The sequence below is a fragment of the Rufibacter ruber genome (assembly GCF_014138425.1).
Taxonomy (GTDB): Bacteria; Bacteroidota; Bacteroidia; order Cytophagales; family Hymenobacteraceae; genus Nibribacter; species Nibribacter ruber_C.
On the sequence record NZ_JACJIQ010000017.1, the window covers coordinates 91696 to 111787 of the forward strand.

Consider the following 20092-nt stretch of genomic DNA (forward strand, 5'->3'; position numbering starts at 1 on the left):
TGTATGTCTAGTACAGATATTTCATTACATAAAGATGTGCATCTAGAGCACGATGATCATCATGATGACCATCACAATGAAAGCTTCATTACGAAGTACGTCTTTAGTCAGGACCATAAGGTAATTGCCAAACAATTTTTGTTCGCAGGTATTTTCTGGGCAATTATTGGTGGAACCTTATCCAGCCTTTTCCGGATGCAGCTTGGCTTTCCGGAAGCAACTTTCAACTTTTTAGAGCCCCTGCTAGGTAAATGGGTAGAGGGGGGAAAGTTGAATCCGGAGTTCTACCTGGCATTAGTTACCATGCACGGTACCATCATGGTGTTCTTTGTATTGACTGCAGGATTGAGCGGTACCTTTAGTAACTTCTTGATCCCTCTTCAGTTAGGAGCCCGTGACATGGCCTCTGGTTTCATGAACATGTTGTCCTTCTGGTTCTTTTTCTTAGCCAGTGTGATTATGTTCTATTCTCTCTTCTTAGAGACTGGCCCTGCAGGTGGTGGCTGGACGGTTTATCCGCCGTTGAGTGCTCTGCCACAGGCCATAGCAGGTTCTGGAACAGGGATGACAATGTGGTTAATTAGTATGGCGCTGTTCATTGTATCTCAGTTGCTGGGTGGGGTGAACTACATTACTACGGTTATCAACATGCGTACCCGCGGTATGTCAATGTCAAAAATGCCTCTTACTATTTGGTCATTTTTCCTGACTGCCGTTCTTGGTCTGTTAGCGTTCCCGGTTCTCTTCTCCGCTGCTTTGTTGCTGATTTTTGACCGTTCATTTGGAACCAGCTTCTTTTTATCTGATATCTATGTAGCGGGGCAGGCGCTTTCTCACACGGGAGGTAGCCCAGTGTTGTTCCAGCACTTGTTCTGGTTCTTAGGTCACCCAGAAGTGTACATTGTAATACTTCCAACATTTGGGATTGTATCTGAAGTCATCACTACCAATGCCCGTAAGCCAATTTTCGGTTACCGTGCTATGATTGGTTCTATGTTGGGTATTTCCGTTCTTTCCTTTATTGTTTGGGCTCACCACATGTTCGTTTCAGGTATGAATCCATTCCTGGGATCTGTGTTCATGTTCCTGACCCTCATCATTGCAGTTCCTTCTGCGGTGAAAGTGTTTAACTGGTTGGCTACGCTTTGGAGAGGGAATATCAACTTCACACCAGCCATGCTGTTTTCTGTGGCATTTGTGTCACTGTTTATTTCTGGTGGAGTAACTGGTATCATTTTAGGTAACTCGGCACTGGATATCCAGTTGCATGATACCTACTTTGTGGTAGCTCACTTCCACTTGGTAATGGGTAGTGCCGCATTCTTTGGAATGTTTGCCGGGGTGTACCACTGGTTCCCTAAGATGTTTGGTAGAATGATGGATGAGAAGCTTGGCTATGTTCACTTCTGGATTACTTTCATCTGCGCCTACCTGATCTTCATGCCAATGCACTACATGGGTATTGCTGGTTTCCCAAGAAGATATTATACCTGGACTGGATTTGATACCTTCAGCACCTTCCTGGATATGAACTCCTTCATTTCCATTGCTGCTATCGCTGTTTTCTTTGCACAGTTGTTCTTCCTGTTTAACTTCTTTTACAGCATATTCAGAGGAAGAAGAGCTACGGAGAACCCATGGAAATCAAACACCCTGGAGTGGACTACACCGGTAAACCCTGGGCATGGAAACTGGCCTGGACCGCTACCAGTGGTTTACAGATGGCCTTATGACTACAGCAAACCGGGTGCACCTGAAGATTTTATTCCTCAAAATGTGCCTTATTCACAGACACAGTCTTCTAACTTGCCTCACGAGAGAGACGAGTTTTAACGAATGGGAAAAGAATCTTTTAGAAGTAAAAGGTTTAGAAATATAGGGTTTTTAACCATTGCTTCTGTTTATTTTCTAATACTAGTAGGGGGGATCGTCCGTAGTACTGGGTCTGGCATGGGTTGCCCAGATTGGCCTAAGTGCTTTGGAACGTGGGTCCCCCCCACTAGTTTAAACGAGCTGCCTTCTGATTATCTGGAGGTCTACAAAGAGAAACGCATACAGAAAAATCAAAGAATAGCGAAGGTGCTGGAAAGGGTAGGTTTTTCTGAGGTGGCTCAGGAAATTTTTGCCCATCCTTCCCAATATATAGAATCCGAATTCAACGTCACCAAAACCTGGATTGAATATATAAACAGGTTAGTGGGAGTGGTCATTGGGATTTTAATCTTCTTAACTGTTCTTGCCGCATTTCCTTTTTTAAGAAATGACCCAAAGTTATTTTGGGGTGCCGTGGCTTCTTTACTTCTGGTTGTTTTTCAGGCTTGGCTTGGATCGTTGGTTGTGTCAACAAACCTTTTGCCAGAAATGGTGACCCTGCACATGGCATTGGCGTTGTTTTTGGTGGCTCTTCTCATTTATATTGTGGTGAGGGCGAAAAGGCATGAAGTTTATCAGCAGCCGGTTCTATCATCTGGATCATTAAAATGGATGCTAGGCGGGGCTTTGCTTCTGACTTTTGTACAGGTAATTCTGGGTACACAGGTTAGGGAGCAGGTGGATATAGTAGCTTTCAATTTAAGCAATCAGCAGCGGGAGACGTGGATCAGCCAATTAGGAGCATCTTTCTACGTGCACAGGTCGCTCTCCATTTTGGTGGTATTGCTAAATGTGGCGCTATTTTATTTTGTGAAGCAGTTAGGGCACAGGGGAATGCAAAGGATGGCAGTATGGATCTTAACTTGTATAGGGGCGGAAATTTTATTGGGTGTGGTGTTGGCTAATTTTGCGCTCCCGGCGGTTGTACAGCCTCTACATCTCTTATTAGGAACCGCTCTCTTTGGGGTTCAATTTCTGCTGCTCATGTATTACTTCTATGCTCAGAAACCTAAACGTCAACCAGCGCAGCTGGTGGCATAAACTAGTTTATGTTCGTACAAGAAATAGCATCAAGTACGCAGGCATCAACGGCCATGAGTAAAGTATCTGCCTATATACAGTTATTGAAGTTGAGGCTATCTTCAGTGGTGGCTTTTTCCAGTGCCATTGGTTTTCTTTTAGGAAGGCCAGATGGGCGTTGGGTAGATACTTGCCTGGTCATGTTAGCCGGTTTGTTAGTGACTGGTTCTGCCAATATTATTAACCAGATTCTGGAAAAGGATCTGGATAAACTGATGAAACGCACTGCAAAAAGACCTTTGCCAAAGGGTGTTTTGACAGTAACAGAAGCTACCGTGTATTGTCTGGTGTTAGGAGTTGCCGGAATAGCCCTGTTAGGGTTTTATTTCAACTGGCTGTCTGCCATGCTCTCCTTTCTGTCTCTTTTGTTATACGGATTTTTTTATACCCCTTTAAAGCGTATTTCGCCCATTTGTGTATTTGTGGGGGCCATACCAGGGGCGCTTCCTCCTCTGATTGGCTGGGTAGCGGGAACAGGTTATGTAGGGGTTGAGGCTTTAATCTTGTTCGGAATACAGTTTATCTGGCAATTCCCCCATTTTTGGGCTATTGCCTGGGTGTTAGATGATGATTATAAAAAGGCGGGTTTCAAAATGCTCCCCATGGCGGGTGGTAAAAACTTGAAAACCGCTATTCAGATCATGATCTATACTTTACTGCTGATTCCGCTGGGGCTGTTGCCTTTGCAGTTTGGGATGGCCGGTAAAACGTCTGCTTTTGTGGCAGTGGTATGTGGGGTTCTTTTTTTAATGCAGACTTTCTATCTCATGCATACCTGTTCTAAACGTGCGGCCATGAATATTATGTTTGGGTCATTCCTGTACTTGCCCATAGTACAGATTGCGTTTGTGGTAGATAGACTTTAAGAGTGTTTTAACATGGTAGCTAATACAGAAATACAAACTGAACACAGACGGGTTAATCCGCTTAAATTCATTCTCTGGTTGCTTATTGTAAGCATCCTGATGATGTTTGCAGCCTTTACCAGTGCCTATATTGTTCGGCGGGAAGAAGGCAATTGGCTGGAGTATGACCTTCCTTCTGTCTTGTTGATCAATACCATCATTTTGATTTTGAGTAGTGTGTTCATGCAATGGGCCTATGTGTCTGCAAAGAAAGATAACATCAAAAATGTTAGACTGGGGCTCATCCTCACTTTTATTGCCGGAACCGCTTTTCTCATAGGACAATGGGAGGGATGGGCCGAGCTGGTGCGTAATAACGTGTTTTTTGGGGGAAGTACCTCCAACCCTGCGGGCTCATTTCTGTATGTATTAACAGGGGTGCACGCATTTCACCTGGTCACTGGCTTAATTTTTCTAATTATTGTAGTAATTTCGGCGCTCAGGTACCGGGTACACTCTAAAAACCTTACCCGAATTGAACTATGTACCATCTACTGGCACTTTTTAGGGGCTCTGTGGATCTACCTGTATATTTTTCTAACGTTGAACCATTAATAATTCTCTAACACATATGTCGCAAACAACAACATTTGAGCAGCCTAAAACCGGCACTTGGGATGGAGGTAACGAGCCCTTTAAGGCGAGTTATGGGAAACTGATGATGTGGTTTTTCCTCTTGTCAGATGCCTTTACCTTTGGTGCTTTTTTGACTACTTACGGGCTTGCTCGCCATCGGCACCATGCCTATGAAGGTACGCCAGAGGCGTTCACTTTCTCTACAGAATGGTGGCCAATCCCTGAAAAAGTTTTCAACGCGTTTCCTTTTTTCCATGGGGTAGACTGGCCCTTAGCGTTTGTGGCCCTAATGACCATGATCCTGATCCTTTCTTCTGTTACCATGGTGTTAGCGGTTGAGGCAGGTCACCGTATGGACAAGAATGATGTGCAGAAATGGTTGTTGTGGACCATCTTGTTTGGTTCTATGTTCCTTGGTTGCCAGGCGTGGGAGTGGAGCCACTTTATTGCCGGAACAGATGAGGGTATGAAACTGGCAGATGGAAGTGTGATTTATGGAGCCAACCTTATTGTGAACCAGTACGGGCCCCCATTGTTTGCTGACTTGTTTTTCTTCATTACTGGTTTCCACGGCACACACGTATTCAGTGGGGTAGTATTGTTGATCCTGATTTTCTTTAATACTGTGAACGGTGTTTACCATAGAAGAGGACACTATGAGATGGTAGAGAAAGTTGGTCTTTACTGGCACTTTGTAGACTTGGTGTGGGTGTTTGTATTTACCTTCTTCTACTTAGTGTAATTTGTTTGACTTGATAATTTGACTAGATATGGCAGCACATTCTCATCATAATGAAGATCATGGTCATGTAGGAGACATTCCTAAAGCACAGACCAAAGCTATCTGGAAGACCTTTGTCATCCTTTGCGTCATTACTGCAATTGAATTTGCCTTCGCGTTCATGATGGAAGCAGGTACGTTGCGTAATGCCATCTTTATTGGCTTAACTATCCTGAAGGCGTTTTACATTGTTGGGGAATTCATGCACTTGAAGCATGAGACTAAAGGCTTAATCTGGGCTATTCTGGTACCAACCATTCTTTTATGCTGGTTACTGGTGGCTCTTTTGGTAGAAGGCACTTTCTACGGAGATTCAGTGTACAATTACTTCAAATAAATGAGTCCAAAAAAAGCCCTGATACTTGGTGCTGTTCTATTGGTACCGGTATTGGCCTTTTTATTCCTTAAGATGTTCGGAGTGAATAGATATTCACTCCGAACTTATTTTCCGGCAACGGTAGATTCAACTTTGGTGCAAGGTCAGTGGCAGTTTGACACCCTCTACCACAAAGTTCCCCCCTTCTCCTTCACTTCCCAGACGGGCGCCTCTTTCTCCCAAAAAGAACTTCAGGGCAAAGTGTTTGTTGCCAATTTCTTCTATACTTCCTGCCAGGGTATCTGTAAACAGGTCAGCACCCAGCTGGCGCGTGTGCATGATGCATTTCGGTTTCAACCAGATGTAAGGCTTGTTTCTTTCACCGTAAATCCTGAGCAAGACCTGGTCCCGCAACTGAAAGAATACAGTGACAGCTTTAGGGCAGACCCCTCCCGGTGGATTTTTCTCACAGGGCCTAAACCCCAAATCCAGGCCTTAGCTGCTCAAGGGTTTAAGCTGCCAGTTGTAGCTGCGGCGGGAGACAGTGCTGAACTGGAACTGCACAAACAGTTAATGCTGGTTGACAAGCAAAAGCGGATACGCGGCATTTATGATGGAACCAGCGCCAAGGAAATTGACAGATTGATTACAGAAATTAACGTGCTCCTTTCAGAGTACGAAACAGACCATGGAAAATAAAACCATTCAACACCCAAACGATTCCCGGTACTTGATCCTGATTGCCATTCTTTCAGTAGTGGTGCCGTTGCTGGTGGCATTTTTGCTTTTTATGCCACAGACAGGCAAGTTAGGAGATCTGGATGTGTCCTTCCTTCCTAAACTGCATGCGGTCCTCAATTCTTTAACGGCTATTTCACTGGTAGTGGGGTACCGGTATATTAAGAAAGGGAACAGAAGGTATCACCGGTTTGCTATGACCACAGCTTTTGTGCTTTCTGCTTTCTTTTTAATCTCTTATGTAACCTATCACTATCAGGCTGCTCCTACGCCTTACGGCGGAGAAGGGCTTATCAAAGGCATTTACTATTTCATTCTGATTACCCATATTGTTCTGGCTGCCGTCATTGTGCCATTGGTACTACTGTCAGTGTATTTTGCGTTATCTGAACAGAACGCCAGGCATAGGAAGGTTTCCCGCTGGACCTTTCCGTTATGGTTATATGTGGCTGTAACCGGTGTGCTGGTATATTTGATGATTTCACCTTATTATGTGTGAAACTTCTGATGGCCGCTCGTGTTATTGAGAAAGATTAAAGGGAAGCGATGATGAACAGAAACTATATCTATTATTTAACAGGCGTAGTGGTGGTGATGGCCCTGTTGCTAAGTGTAATCCCGGCAGAGGCGCAGTGCGCAATGTGCCGGGCCTCAGTTGAGTCATCTAGCGGCGGTCCCACAGACACAATTGCGAACGGGCTGAACAAAGGGATCCTGTATTTAATGGCTGTGCCGTACGTGTTGATTGGGTGCGTAGGCTTCTTTTGGTACCGTTACAGCAAAAAGAAATAATGGGTGCCGGGGAGCATGTGAAGGCCGGCTTGGCAATGCGTTGCCCCAGATGTCACCAAGGTGAAATGTTTACGCATTCTGCCCTGAACCTTAAAAAGTTTGACCAGATGCCTGAAAAATGCCCGTTTTGTGGCTTCAGGTATGAGATTGAACTGGGCTTTTATTGGGGAGCCATGTATATGAGCTATGGCCTTTCTGTGCTGATTGTGCTGATAGTAGGAGTGAGCCTTTATTTTCTGGCCAATGACCCGCCTACCTGGGTTTATTTGACGGCTGTAGCCGGTACCGTGATTTTGCTAACGCCTGTGCTTTTCCGGTATGCCCGCGTGTTAATGCTTTATTTATTCGGGAGCGTCTCCTTTGACCCCAAATATAAACGATAAGCCTTCGTTTAAATGTAACGGTCACACCAGGGCTTGCGCAGAGCTTTTCCTGATTTGCGTTTTTGGCCTGTTTTCTTAAAAACAGGCAAAAAACAGAAAGCTGCTGCAGCTTAATTCTGTTTTGCGGGTGACTTCTGAGCATTTTGCCCGTAATATGGCTAAATTCGGAAAAAAAGGCGGCCTTGAAGTTTACTCGTAATATTCCTTTTTTCTTCTTGTTTGCTGCGGTGCTGTTTGGCGCGGTGGGTCTTCTTCTGCAGGTAAGTGTGCAGCGGGAGCTGTTAGAGGCACCTGAGCGGGAAATGGCCAGAGAGGTGCGGGAACGGGTGCAGAACCACGTGGAACAGGCCAGGCAGGAGCTCACCCAATTAGCCAGTGCCCTGCCGGTAGAGACTGGTTTTTTTTCCAAAAACCTGGTGAAAGCCAGTTTGCCAGTTTTTATCTTCCAGAAAAACAAACTTGTCTTCTGGTCTGACCATACCCTGCGGCCAGAGCTTGATCTCATAAACCTGCGGCGCGAGGTGGAAATGCAGGCAAACCGTTTCGGGCGTTTTCTCACCGTGACTTACCGTCCTTCTGGCACCTATACCCTGGTGGCAGTAATTCCCCTGGAAATCAAGTACGGGATTAGCAATACCTTTCTCCACAACGGGCTAAACCCGGTAATCTTTGAAGACCATGCCGCCTCTCTGCAGGCTGAGCGGTCTAAAAATGCCGTGCCAGTGGTAGATGCACAAGGGAATTACCTGTTCTCCATCATTGTCATGGACCCGGCAGATTGGCTGCACGCCAGTAAGTGGACCTTTGCCTTGTATGCGCTGGCCTTGCTGATGGCCCTGCTCTTCCTGCTGACCCTGCGAAGAAGATGGAAGCAGGAAGGGCATCTCATGTGGTCCCTGTGGAGTTCTATCATTGGGGTAATTGCCCTCCGGGGAACAATGCTCCTGTTTAATTTCCCCAACAGCGTGCTGGAGATGAACCTCTTCAGCCCCCGGGTATATGCCGCCGGCTGGTGGTCGCCCTCTTTGGGGGATCTTCTGTTAAACGAGCTCTGCCTGTTGGCCATTGCCATGCAGGTGTATTGGTTTTGCCGGGCCATCCGTTTTCAGCCTGATTTTCAAAAAACAGGTCAAAAACAGATTTGGGCAAGTATTGGCCTGGGCACTCTGATCACCCTGGTCATTATTAGCTGGTATGAAACCTATAGCAGCATTGGGATCAATACCCAGCCTACCCTAGATATTTCAAAAAGTGTCTCCTTCAGCTTAGAAAAGACCATGATCTTTCTGGTCATGGTGATGCATACCTTAGCCCTAAGCTGGGTGCTGCGCCTGTTGTTGAACTGGTTGCCCTTCAGTCCTGGCGGCAAGCGCGCTTTTGCCTTTTCATGGGTGACCGTTCTGGCCATGGCCCTGGTGTGGGCTTTTTGGCGGGATGCCCCCAGTGGCAATTGGGTGGTTTTACTGGCCAGTGCCACCCTGGTGGGGTGGGAGCAACTACACAGGGAGTTGGGCAGGCGTGCCGGTATTTATTCCAGTGTGTTTCTGTTGAACATTCTTGGGGCCAGTCTGGGCGCAGCCGCGTTGTATGACCTGCACGCCCAACAGCACCGGCAAGACAAGCAGCGGGTAGTGAGTCAGCTCTTGAAAGACCGGGATGATGAGGCAGAGTATTTTTTAGCGCAGGCCGCTGAGGAGATTGGGAAAGACCCCATGATCCGGCACGTGTTAAGGGCCCCCTGGATCAACCTGAATTTCCTGGACCAGAAGATAAGGAGGCAGTATCTGCAGAATCTGGAGGAGAATTACGCCATTACACTTCGGCTGTTTGATATCAACGGCCAGGCGCTTTCCTTTACAGATACCCTGACCAACTGGCATTCTTACGCCCGCTACTGGGCCCCAAAAGCAAAAAACACAAATCAGAAAGGGCAGTTGCTGATTAAATCTGAGACGGAGCCAGGCAAATTCACCTACCTGCAGGAAATCAGGATGGCGGTGAACCCGGTGCAATGGATGACCCTGGTGCTGGAGGTTACCCCCAAATTAGCCGCTCCCAACAGTGTCTTGCCTGAGTTGCTGGTAGAACGTAAGAGTTCACAGCCTAATTCTATCCCGGGGAGCAGTTATGGGCTCTGGCGAAACGGTCGTTGGCTCAAGACCGAAGGCTACTTTGAATACAGCCGGTACTTCTCTCCCCAGCTGTTTCAGGTGCCGCTGCTCTTTAGCCAGGGGCTTACGTTGGCAGATTACCACCACCTGGGGGCTGTTTCTGGAAACGGGACGGTGGCCGTGGTGAGCACCCCGGCCTACGGTTTCCGGTCCTGGCTTTCAAATTTCTCCTTTCAGTTTCTGGTCCACACCCTGGTGCTCTTTGCTTTGCTGGCCGTGGTGATCTTGTACCGTGGGCGGCTGGTGCAGGTGATTGCCTCTACCTTCGGAACAAAAATTCAGCTGTTCCTGAACCTGGGCATTCTGGTGCCCTTGGTGATAGTAAGTTTGACCATTGGGAGTCTGGTGACAGATTCATACCGGCAAGACATGGTGCGCAGCTACCTGGAGCAGGGGGAATTTGTGCGGCAGAACATCCAAACCAGCAACTGGGGGCATACGCTGTTCAAAAGCAGGCCAGATTCTTTGAGCCGAAGGGTTAGCCGGTTGGCCGCCCTGGCGCAGTCTGAATTGAATTTTTATGACGCCCAGGGGCAGTTGAGAATCTCCAGCCAGCCAGCTCTGTTTGAGGCCGGGGTAATCTCCACCCGCCTCAACCCGCAAGCCATCAGTGTCTTGAAAGAGCAGGGACTCAACCGGGTGCTGCTGCAAGAGAAAGCCGGCAGCCTGCCTTACAGCGCCATCTATGTGCCCTTGCGCAACAGCCCCACTGAAAGCCCCCAGGGGTATCTGGGAATACCGTTTTTTGACGCAGAGAAAGAGCTTAATGCGAAGCTCATCCAGCTCATTACCACCATCCTGAACATTTTCACCGTCTTGTTCCTGGTGTTTGTGCTGGTCAGTTATGCCGCCACCCGCGCCCTGACGGTGCCCCTGAAACTACTCACTGACCGCCTGAAGCGCACCACCCTCACCGGCCAGAATGAGAAACTGGTGTATGAGTCATCAGATGAGATTGGGTTGCTGGTGCGGGAGTACAACCAGATGCTGCAGAAGCTGGAAGAAAGCAAGCAGGAACTGGCGCTGCGGGAGAAAGAGGCCGCCTGGAAAGAGATGGCCCGGCAGGTGGCCCATGAGATAAAGAACCCGCTCACGCCCATGAAGCTTTCATTGCAGTACCTGAGAAAGGCCATGCAGGAGGGCCGCAGCAACATGGAGGAGCTGGTGGAGAAAATTTCCAAGACCATGATCACCCAGATTGATGTTCTGGGCGATATTGCCACCTCATTCTCCAACTTTACCTCTATGCCAGACCTCAAACTGGAGGTGCTGGAACTGAATGACCTGGTAAAGAGGGCCGCAGACCTGCACCTTAACCCCCAGCAGCACCGGGTGCAGCTGGAGATGCCGCCTGCAACTATTCTGGTAAAAGCAGATGAAAACCAGCTCATCAGGATCTTCAACAATTTACTGTTGAACGCGCTGCAGGCGGTACCTTCTTCCCGCAGGCCAGAAATTCAGGTGCGGGTGCAGCCCTCAGAGCCGCACTGGGTGCTGGTGGCGGTACAGGACAACGGCTCTGGTATTCCACCGGAGGTGCAGCCTAAGATTTTTGTACCTAATTTCAGTACCAAGTACTCCGGTTCAGGCATAGGGCTGGCAGTGGTGAGGAAAGGGGTAGAAGCCATTGGCGGTTCTATCTGGTTTGAGACCGAGGAGAATGTGGGGACCACATTCTTCCTGAAACTGCCGGTGGTGCAGCCATGAGGTACGGGTGGGGAATTGTGCTGTTGCTGCTGCTAAGCCTGGCAGTAGCTTCCTCCACGCAAGGGCAGACACTTTCTAACCAGCGGTGCAAGTGGGTACTGCTGCAGGAGGGGGCCTTTCAGCTGGACTCCTTGACTATTGCCGAGGAAAGCCTGCAGTTTTTTGATAGCCGGCAGGTGCTTCGGCCTATGTCTTTTCTCTATGACCCGGCCTCCGGCCTGTTCCAGTTCATGCATCTGCCCCCGCCTGCCGTCACCCCCAGGCTTTTCCCAGATTCGCTTATTGCCCGGGGAGAAGGGGCGTTTTTGGCCCGTTTTCCTGAAAACAGGTCAAAAACAGACTCTGTGTTGATTTGCTACCGGGTGCTGCCGGTGAACCTGGCGGCGGTAAAATTTAAACGGGACGTCAGACTGCTGGATTCAGCAGAGTTTGAGCGGCAGAATGTGTTTGAGCCGCAGGCGGCCCGGGAGGAGCTGTTCAAAACACCGGGTCTGAACAAAACGGGTAGTATCTCCCGCGGCGTATCAGTGGGGAACACGCAGAACGTATTTGTGAATTCTGCCCTGAACCTGCAGCTGGAAGGCAAACTGACTGAGGAGATTGACATCACCGCCTCTATCACTGACCAGAACATTCCCTTTCAGCCCGAAGGCAATACCCAGCAGCTACAGGAGTTTGACCGGGTTTTCATCACGCTGCAGCACCGGCTCTGGACGTTGACCGGTGGTGATGTGGTCCTGAGAAACCGCCCGGTATCCCATTTTCTGAGGTTTTACAAAAACGTACAGGGAGGGGCCCTGGAGGTGAACCGGGGCAAGAAAGGTTGGGAGAGCTCTACGGCGGTGGCGGCGTCAGTGGCCAAGGGTAAATTCGCCTCAGAGATCATCACGCCCCTTGAAAGTGTGCAGGGGCCGTACCGTCTGCGCGGGCCCAACGGGGAACGGTTTATCATTGTCCTGGCCAACTCAGAACGGGTTTACCTGGACGGGAAACTGCTCACGCGCGGCTTTGACTATGACTATGTAATTGACTACAACCAGGCTGAGATTACCTTTACCCCAAAGTGGATCATCACGCGCAACTCCCGCATCAGGGTTGATTTTGAATATTCTGACCAGAATTACACCCGCACCGTGCTGCACGCCAACCATTACCAGAACATGGGCAGGTTCAAGGTGTACGGTAACTTCTACAATGAGGCAGACAACCAGAACAGCCCGCTGCTGCTGAACCTGAACAATGACCAGAAGCGGCTGCTCACTCAGATTGGGGATGACCTGCAGCAGGCGGTCTCCTCTGGGGCAGAGCAGGTGAAATACAGCCGTAACCAGGTGCTCTACCAGCTAAAAGAGGTGCAGACCGCCAGCGGCAGTTTCAATATCTATGAGTACACCACAGACTCAACGGTAACTCTGTATGCCGTTAGTTTTACTGAGGTAGGGGCTGGGCAGGGCAATTACAACCTGCTGAACACTACCGTGAACGGACGCGTGTACCAATGGGTGGAGCCGGTGAACGGGGTGCCGCAGGGGCGGTATGAGCCGGTGCGTATTCTGCCCACGCCCATTCAGAAGCAGATGATGACCCTGGGCGGGATCTGGTCTGTAGACCCCAAAGCAGAAGTTTTTCTGGAAGTAGCGGGCTCCAGGAATGATCTGAACCGCTTCTCAAAACAGGATTCTGAAGATGACCAGGGCAAAGCCCTCAGAGTGGGCTATCAGGTAGGTGACCGCACTATAAAATTTCTGGGGCCGTACAAACTGCAGAGTGCGCTGGCGTATGAATACACAGATCCTAACTTCGCGCCCATAGACCGCTACCGTGACATTGAGTTTGACCGTGACTGGAACAGCCCCACCAACACCACCTCAGCCCGGCAGTCCAGAATTGAAGACCATATTCTCTCTTTCTCAGTGGGGGGCGTGCGGGATGCCAGAAATTATCTGAACTACAAGCTCAACCGCCGCTACCGGCCCAGTGAGGTAGATGGCACCCAGCATCTGTTGGAACTAGGGCAGACCGTGAAAAGGCTGGAACTCAGAACCAACCTGTTTCTCATGAACAATGAGCTGGTTGATACCAGGGCTGAATGGGTGCGCGGAGAGATAGGCGTGCAGTACCCTACCCGCTTTTTCACCCCCGGCTACGTATACCGCTTTGATAAAAACCGGGTCACGTCTAAACTGAATGAACAGCTGGTTGCCTCTGCCAACTATTTTGATGACCACCTGTTTTTTCTGCAGAGCGCAGATACGGCAAAGGTAAAATTCAGGGCCGAATACAGTCGCCGGGTAGATTGGCGGCCAGAGAACGGGGAGCTGGGCAACAAGCAGATGGCCAACACCTACAACTTCAGCGCCAGTACCATTGTCAGGAACAACCACCAGATCAACGCGCTGCTCACCTTCAGAAATGTGCAGGCCCGTGACAGCCTGCCAGAAACCAGCGTGCTTTCTAAAATTGACTGGGTGGGAGACTTCTTTGACCGTAACCTGCGCTCAGAGTTAAGCTACGCCATTGGCACCGGTAGGGAGCTGAAGCGCGAATACCAGTTTGTGGAAACGGTGCCGGGGCAGGGAACTCATTATTTTGAAGACCTGAACCAGGATGGGCAGCAGGACCTGAATGAGTTCTTTGAGGCCCAACCCACAGATCCGCCGTACCGGCGAAATTATGTGCGGTTGTTCATTCCCACAGATGAGTATGTGCTGGCCTACACCAACAATTTCACCTACCGGCTCAACAGCAGTTTGCCCCGGCAGTGGCAGCGCGCAGAAAGCTGGGTAAAGCGCATGGCCTCCAAATTCTCTGCCCTCTCTTTTGTGGCCATAGACAAACGCACCACAGATGATGACCTGCGCAGCCGCTTCAACCCGTTCAGCCTCAATTTTGCTGATACATCGCTGCTCTCGCTGACCCGCTCTTACCGCAATACATTATACTTTAACCGGAGCAACCCCAAATACGGGGTGGAGTGGACGGTGCAGCAGAGCCTGCAGAAAATCCTGCTCACCAACGGCACAGATGTACGCCTCAACAGCAGCCAGCAAATGCTGTTCAGGGTTAACCTGACGGAGGTTTTTTCCAGCCGACTCAACGTGACCCGCTTTAAGCGGGAGAGCTCCTCTAATTACCTGACCACCAAAAATTTCCTGATCAGGTCCTGGGAGGCCACGCCTGAGCTGTCTTACCAACCCAACACAAAGATCCGGTTCACCGGCACCTACCAGTGGATGGACAAGGAAAACGAGCAGGGGGCGCAGGAGGAGGCCCGGTTTCATGAGTTCGGCAGTGAGGTGCGGCTCAGCCAGGTAGGCAAGCGTACAGTGGCCGGCGTGGTGAAATACATCAAAATTAACTATACCGGCCAGATTAACTCACCGGTGGCGTTTGAGATGCTTAACGGTTTCCAGCCCGGCAACAACCTCACCTGGAACCTGGCCGTGCAGCAGCGCCTCACCAACGGCCTCAACATCACCCTGGACTATGACGGCCGTAAACCCCAAGGCGTCAGAACCATTCACACCGGCAGAATGCAGGTATCAGTGCTTTTTTAATTAGGAATTAGGAATTAGGAATTAGGAATTAGGAATTAGGAATTAGGAATTAGGAATTAGGAATTAGTTTTCCCTGACCGCATGCTTCCTTCTGTTTTTGGCCTGTTTTCTTGAAAACAGGCCAAAAACAGAAACTAATTTTCAATTTTTAACTCCCAATTCTTAATGAATTACGTGGTGGTATAATGCCGTCTCAGCCATGCACTGATGCCGGTTAACCCAGGAAACAGCACGCGCTCGGTAATGTTGGCTTGGTCCAGTTTGTCCCGGATTTCCCATTTCAGATAAGTGGGAATGATGAGCCGGTAGTACAGTTCAGGCTGCTCTGCGAGCCAGCGGCAGAGCAGGGCGTCTGGGGTTGACATCATGGAGAACAGGGCGTACTGGTGCACAATGCGCTCATCTAGTGACGGCGGCTCCAGAAACATCACAAACGGCTCTGTCTGAAACTCGCTCAGGCTTTTGAGGGTGGGGGCCACGGGCTCCAGCACCTCGGGGGTGAATACGTTAGAGCCTTCCTGCCTAATGGCCTTCTTCAATTCCTCTGGCAGGTAATCAGTTGACTTTACGTAGTTCACGCACCAGATCACCCCGTCTTCATGAAAGTTGTTCAGGTCTGCCGTGGCAAAATGCAGCGCCACGTACGGCGAGTACGTCCAGTCCAGCAGGCGGGTGGGCAGGCCGTGGTGCTGGGCAACGGCCAGCCAGTTCCAGATAGACTCTCCAGACTCGGTGAAGCTGGTGCCACGGGCGTATTTCCTGAAATTCCGGAGCAGGTGGGGCTCCAGTTTGGGGTAGTCCCCGCCAATGCGCATGAGGCTGGTCTTGAGGCCGTAGTTTTTATTCCATAGCCCCCGGAACACATACGGGGAGCGGTACCGGTTGATTTTGTCATCCCAGGAATCACGGAAGAGCTCGCGCTGTAGTTCTTCCCAAGACTCTACCCGTACATCATTGGGCATTTCCAGGTAGGGGGATGTAGTGGGAGTGGTCTCTGAGGTCATGGCCTTTCTACGGAAATTAATGGGCGTCTTGTTAAACCAAACCCCGGGGCAGAAGAAAAATCAGTAGTTATACGAGCAGCTACCGCCAGCTTTGCCTTCTCCAAACACATTGCCGTTTTAGGGCTGTTTTTACAAAAACAGCCCTAAAACAGCTGCGCGCCTACCCATAGTAGGCGCGCAGCTGATAGGTCTAATAGTAAGCGTTTGAGGTGAGGTAGTTCTGAACGTAGTCCTGCACCCCTTGCTCCAGCGTATGAAAAGGCTGGTCATACCCAATAGACCGCAGCTTGTTCATGTTGGCCTGGGTAAAATACTGGTACTTGTCTCTGATATCCTCCGGGGTGTCTTTGAAATCAACGTTGATTTCCCGGCCCATGGCCGAAAACGTATTGAAGGCCAGGTCCAGGAACGTACGCGCCTCCCCGCTGCCCAGGTTGTAGATGCCTGAGTTTTTGCGGTGGTGCATGAGCCAGTACATCACTTCAACCACGTCTTTCACGTACACAAAATCCCGCATCTGCTTTCCGTCTTCAAAATCTGGGTTATGTGACCGGAACAAGGTGAGGCGGCCAGAGTCACTGATGGAGTTGAAGGCGTGCATCACCACAGAGCCCATGCGGCCCTTGTGGTACTCATTGGGGCCATACACATTGAAGAACTTCAAGCCTACCCAGAAAAACGGTTTGGCCGTCTGTTCCAGTGCCCATTTGTCAAAGTCGTTCTTAGACTCGCCATACGGGTTGAGCGGCTGCAGCAACGGAATCATGTTCTCGTCATCATCATAGCCCAGCGTGCCAGAGCCGTAAGTAGCCGCAGATGAGGCGTACACCAGCGGAATCTGGTATTCGCAGCAGGCGTTCCAGACTTTTTTAGAATAGTCCAGGTTGAGCAGGTTGAGAACCTCGTAGTTGAACTCAGAGGTATCTGTGCGCGCGCCCAGGTGAAAGATGAACTCCACCTCCTCGTAGTTTTTGTCCAGCCAGTCAAAGAAGTCGTTTCGGTCAACAAACTCCTTGATTTTTTTCCCCTCCAGGTTGGCCATTTTCTTGGCAATGGAGAAGTTGTCTACTACTACTATATCATTGAAGTTGGCGAGGTTGAGTCTGGTGACCATGCAACTCGCTATAAAGCCGGCGGCTCCGGTTACTACTATCATGGTGTTGTCTTTATTTCAAAGCGTAAAGCTAGCCAAAGGTACGAAAGTTTCAGCGGGCGAGATGTTGCGGGGAGGGCGGTGCCCACCTCAATTCCTGTTTTGGGGCTGTTTTCTGAAAAACAGCCCCAAAACAGGAATGTACCTGCATGGGGTTTTTCAAGAGTTGCCCTACTCGCCCCTAAAAAGGGGCAAAAAGAGGTGTTCACACCAGCTGCACTACGCATTTCTGCTCCTTCCCCGCCTGGGGGCGGCGCTAAGCGAAACGTTCTCCGTCAGAATGTGGGAACTTCCCTGGCCCGTTATTCCTAAGAGCAGGTGCGCCCTCTCCCGTTCTTTCCAAACCTCTGGGGGTTAACCTCGGCCGCCTGCCCGTGCTCCCGTTAAGTTCCTGGGGGGCTGCGGCTTCTGCGGAGCAAGCTCCCGCAGGAGGAGGGAAGTAGTATTCCCATTGGGGAAAATCTGGCACGGGGTTCATGTTCCAGACAGGGTACTTCTCTTGAAGCAAATGCTGTATCTTTGGGGCTTACCCTGAATTTATAGTACCCACGTGAAGTATCAGATTATCTATAAGGCGAAGAAAAGCCTGCCGTTGTATGCGTTGTGTGTGGCGTTGTTTTTCGCCTGTGAATCTAAAAGGCAAGGCCCTGCTACGTCTGCTGACGCCACCCTGCACACGGTGACAGATGATTTGGGCCGTAAGGTGACGCTACCGGTAAAACCGACCCGTATTCTGGGGTTGGCACCGTCTATGACTGAGATGCTGTTTGCCGTGGCTGATACCGGGACTATCATTGCCCGAACCCAGAACTGTGACTATCCGGCTGCCGCCCTGGCCAAGCCGGTCCTCAACAATTACCCCATGGACTATGAGCGGCTGCTGGCCCTGAACCCCCAGGTGGTGTTCGCCACTGAAGGAATCATCTCAGCAGAGGTGGCGGCGCAGGTGGAGAAGCTCCACATTCCTATCTATTACCAGGCGTATGACAGTGTGGCAGATGTGCTGCGCGGCATACGGGACTTGGGGCGGTTGCTGCAGCGGGAGGAGCAGGCAAACGCAGTGGCAGACTCGCTGCAGCTACGGCTGAAGGCGTTGGCGGCAGATTCAGGCCGGGCCCCTAAGCCCCGCGTATTGGCTATTACATGGCGGGACCCTATTTACGTGTATGGCCGCAATACTATTTTGACAGACAAACTTTCCTTTGCCGGAGCCAGAAATGCCGTAGAGGAAAAATTTGCGCAGGCTTTTCCGGCGCTTACCCGGGAATATATCCTGAAAATGAACCCAGATGTGATCATTGGGGGCAGCTTTGACCATTATGAGAAGACATTTTTCTCGCTGTACCCAGAGCTTAGGCGCATTAACGCCTATAAGAACAAACGCATTTTTGACGTAACCGATGACCTGCTAGCCCGCCCCAGCCCACGGGTGGTGCAAAGTATTGAGGAACTAAAAAAGGTGCTGCCGTGAGAAAAACAGCCTGGGTATTTCTGTGTTTGCTGCTGTTGCTGACCCTGGGGTTTTTCCTGAGCCTGCGGGTTGGGAGCATTAGCACGCCGTTCAGCACCATTCTGGAGGCGTTTGTTTCATATGAGGCCAGTGATGCGGCGCATTACAGCATCATACACCTGCGGTTGCCGCGCCTGCTGTTAGCGTTTCTAACGGGAGCCTCCCTGGCGTTTGCGGGTTACCTCATGCAGGCGCTGGTGAACAATGCCCTGGCCGACCCCTATTTGCTGGGAACAGCGTCTGGGGCATCACTGGGGGCTTCCATCAGTTTTTACCTGTTTGCAGATCTAACTTTCCTGGGGTTTTACATGCCTCCATTTTTTGCGCTGCTGGGCTCCTTTGGGGTAACGCTGGTGGTGGTGGTGCTGGGGTCGCGGCGTGGGCAGCTGGTTCCCAGCCAGATGCTGTTGGTGGGCATTGCCTTGAGTTCGCTGCTGGTGGCGCTGGTGAGCCTGATCATGTTCCTGTCTGAGTCTGAGAGCCAGCTGAAATCTGTGGTGTTCTGGAGCATGGGCGGGTTTGAGAAGGCAGATTGGACCAACCTGGGATACCCGGCCACGGCGCTGGTGCTCTCCCTGGTGCTGTTCTTTTTTCTGCAGCGCCACCTTAATGTATTGCTGCTGGGCACCGAGAGGGCAGAGACGCTGGGGCTGGATGTGCGCAGGATCAGATGGGTGATGCTGGTGACGGTGTCTGTGGTGACAGGCTTTGCGGTGGCTTTTTCCGGCCCTGTGGGGTTTGTGGGGCTCATGGTGCCGCATGTAATACGGGCCCTGCTGGGCACCACCAGCCGGTTGAACCTGGCGGCCTGCGCGTTAGGGGGCGGCCTGTTTCTGGTAGTGTGTGATTTGATCTCGCGGCTGCTGTACCCGCCAGCCGGTTTACCGGTGGGCATTGTGACTTCGTTCTTTGGTGTGCCTTTCTTCGTATATTTGCTGCGTAGAAAGAATTACCGATTCAATTAATGGTATACGTAAGCCGGTTAGAGCATTTTAACGCAGCACACAAGCTGCACAACCCCAATTGGTCTATGGCCAAGAACAAGGAGGTATTTGGCCCGTGCGCCAATACCAACTGGCATGGGCACAATTATGAACTGATAGTAACGGTAAAGGGAAAGCCTGACCCGGAAACCGGTTTTGTGATAGACCTGAAAAAACTGAGCCTTCTCATTAGGGAGCACATCATTGAGAAGGTAGACCATAAGAATCTGAACCTGGACGTGCCGTTCATGGAAGGCAAGCTGGCAAGCACTGAGAATCTGGTGATGGAGTTCTGGAACATCCTAAACCCCCAGATTCCCCGTATATCAAATGCGCAACTGCACAGCCTGAAACTTTACGAGACGCCCCGCAATTTTGTGGAGTATTTTGGGGAGTAAGCCCGTGGTGAAAGGGGATTTGGAGTAGAAGTTGGAGGAGTACAGAAGGCTTACACGCTTGAAGACTGACACTTTTGCCCAACCGGGCAGGAACACCAAACCTGCCACACGTTGAACTGCTCACCCATAACTAAAAAAGAAGCCTGTTGGCAGGCTGCTATTTTCT

The 20092-nt window shown here is 50.3% G+C and carries 17 protein-coding genes; 15 read left to right on the forward strand and 2 right to left on the reverse strand.

What is annotated here, in order from left to right:
• Window positions 1-3 precede the first annotated feature (3 nt).
• The 12 genes from FHS90_RS17850 to FHS90_RS17905 all read left to right on the forward strand — a co-directional run bounded on the left by FHS90_RS17850 (window position 4) and on the right by FHS90_RS17905 (window position 14878).
• Window positions 4-1833, forward strand: a complete 1830-nt coding sequence (locus FHS90_RS17850; RefSeq protein ID WP_066837612.1) for a cytochrome c oxidase subunit I — start codon at window positions 4-6, stop codon at window positions 1831-1833.
• Between the two features lie 3 nt (window positions 1834-1836).
• Entirely contained in the window at window positions 1837-2913 is a 1077-nt protein-coding gene (locus tag FHS90_RS17855) for a COX15/CtaA family protein (protein WP_182514051.1), read from the forward strand.
• Between the two features lie 8 nt (window positions 2914-2921).
• On the forward strand, window positions 2922-3818 hold the full coding sequence (cyoE, locus tag FHS90_RS17860; protein WP_246387147.1) for a heme o synthase: 897 nt from the start codon (window positions 2922-2924) through the stop codon (window positions 3816-3818).
• Window positions 3819-3830: 12 nt separating this feature from the next.
• Window positions 3831-4412, forward strand: coding sequence for a cytochrome c oxidase subunit 3 (locus FHS90_RS17865; protein ID WP_182514052.1), 582 nt, complete (start codon window positions 3831-3833; stop codon window positions 4410-4412).
• Window positions 4413-4428: 16 nt separating this feature from the next.
• Complete coding sequence (locus FHS90_RS17870) at window positions 4429-5175, forward strand: cytochrome c oxidase subunit 3 (RefSeq protein ID WP_066837596.1); 747 nt, start codon at window positions 4429-4431, stop codon at window positions 5173-5175.
• Between the two features lie 28 nt (window positions 5176-5203).
• Window positions 5204-5551: a cytochrome C oxidase subunit IV family protein gene (locus tag FHS90_RS17875; protein ID WP_066837593.1), complete on the forward strand. Its 348-nt coding sequence runs from the start codon at window positions 5204-5206 to the stop codon at window positions 5549-5551.
• A gap of 81 nt (window positions 5552-5632) precedes the next feature.
• Window positions 5633-6229: an SCO family protein gene (locus FHS90_RS17880; RefSeq protein WP_182514053.1), complete on the forward strand. Its 597-nt coding sequence runs from the start codon at window positions 5633-5635 to the stop codon at window positions 6227-6229.
• Window positions 6219-6767: a DUF420 domain-containing protein gene (locus FHS90_RS17885; RefSeq protein ID WP_066837587.1), complete on the forward strand. Its 549-nt coding sequence runs from the start codon at window positions 6219-6221 to the stop codon at window positions 6765-6767. The genes FHS90_RS17880 and FHS90_RS17885 overlap by 11 nt, the downstream gene beginning before the upstream one ends.
• Before the next feature lie 47 nt (window positions 6768-6814).
• A complete protein-coding gene (locus FHS90_RS17890; RefSeq protein ID WP_182514054.1) occupies window positions 6815-7060 on the forward strand; it encodes a CAMCR motif-containing small membrane protein in 246 nt (81 codons plus the stop codon).
• Between the two features lie 65 nt (window positions 7061-7125).
• Window positions 7126-7443, forward strand: a complete 318-nt coding sequence (locus FHS90_RS17895; protein WP_241499075.1) for a DUF983 domain-containing protein — start codon at window positions 7126-7128, stop codon at window positions 7441-7443.
• Between the two features lie 182 nt (window positions 7444-7625).
• Window positions 7626-11321, forward strand: coding sequence for a sensor histidine kinase (locus tag FHS90_RS17900; protein ID WP_182514055.1), 3696 nt, complete (start codon window positions 7626-7628; stop codon window positions 11319-11321).
• Entirely contained in the window at window positions 11318-14878 is a 3561-nt protein-coding gene (locus tag FHS90_RS17905) for a DUF8818 domain-containing protein (RefSeq protein ID WP_182514056.1), read from the forward strand. Before FHS90_RS17900 ends, FHS90_RS17905 begins: the two co-directional genes overlap by 4 nt.
• A 170-nt stretch (window positions 14879-15048) precedes the next feature.
• Here FHS90_RS17905 and FHS90_RS17910 read toward each other — a convergent pair whose 3' ends face one another.
• Both FHS90_RS17910 and rfaD read right to left on the reverse strand, forming a co-directional pair.
• On the reverse strand, window positions 15049-15882 hold the full coding sequence (locus FHS90_RS17910; RefSeq protein WP_241499074.1) for an FRG domain-containing protein: 834 nt from the start codon (window positions 15880-15882) through the stop codon (window positions 15049-15051).
• Between the two features lie 190 nt (window positions 15883-16072).
• Window positions 16073-17038: an ADP-glyceromanno-heptose 6-epimerase gene (rfaD, locus tag FHS90_RS17915; RefSeq protein ID WP_066837575.1), complete on the reverse strand. Its 966-nt coding sequence runs from the start codon at window positions 17036-17038 to the stop codon at window positions 16073-16075.
• 547 nt (window positions 17039-17585) lie between these two features.
• Here rfaD and FHS90_RS17920 point away from each other — a divergent pair.
• From FHS90_RS17920 to FHS90_RS17930, 3 genes are read left to right on the forward strand one after another with little or no spacing between them, the layout of a single operon-like run.
• The gene (locus FHS90_RS17920) at window positions 17586-18506 is read left to right on the forward strand and encodes an ABC transporter substrate-binding protein (protein WP_343049773.1); all 921 of its coding nucleotides are present in this window, start codon (window positions 17586-17588) and stop codon (window positions 18504-18506) included.
• Window positions 18503-19510, forward strand: a complete 1008-nt coding sequence (locus tag FHS90_RS17925) for a FecCD family ABC transporter permease (protein WP_343049774.1) — start codon at window positions 18503-18505, stop codon at window positions 19508-19510. Before FHS90_RS17920 ends, FHS90_RS17925 begins: the two co-directional genes overlap by 4 nt.
• The gene (locus FHS90_RS17930; protein WP_066837566.1) at window positions 19510-19926 is read left to right on the forward strand and encodes a 6-pyruvoyl trahydropterin synthase family protein; all 417 of its coding nucleotides are present in this window, start codon (window positions 19510-19512) and stop codon (window positions 19924-19926) included. The genes FHS90_RS17925 and FHS90_RS17930 overlap by 1 nt, the downstream gene beginning before the upstream one ends.
• The last annotated feature ends 166 nt before the right edge of the window (window positions 19927-20092 follow it).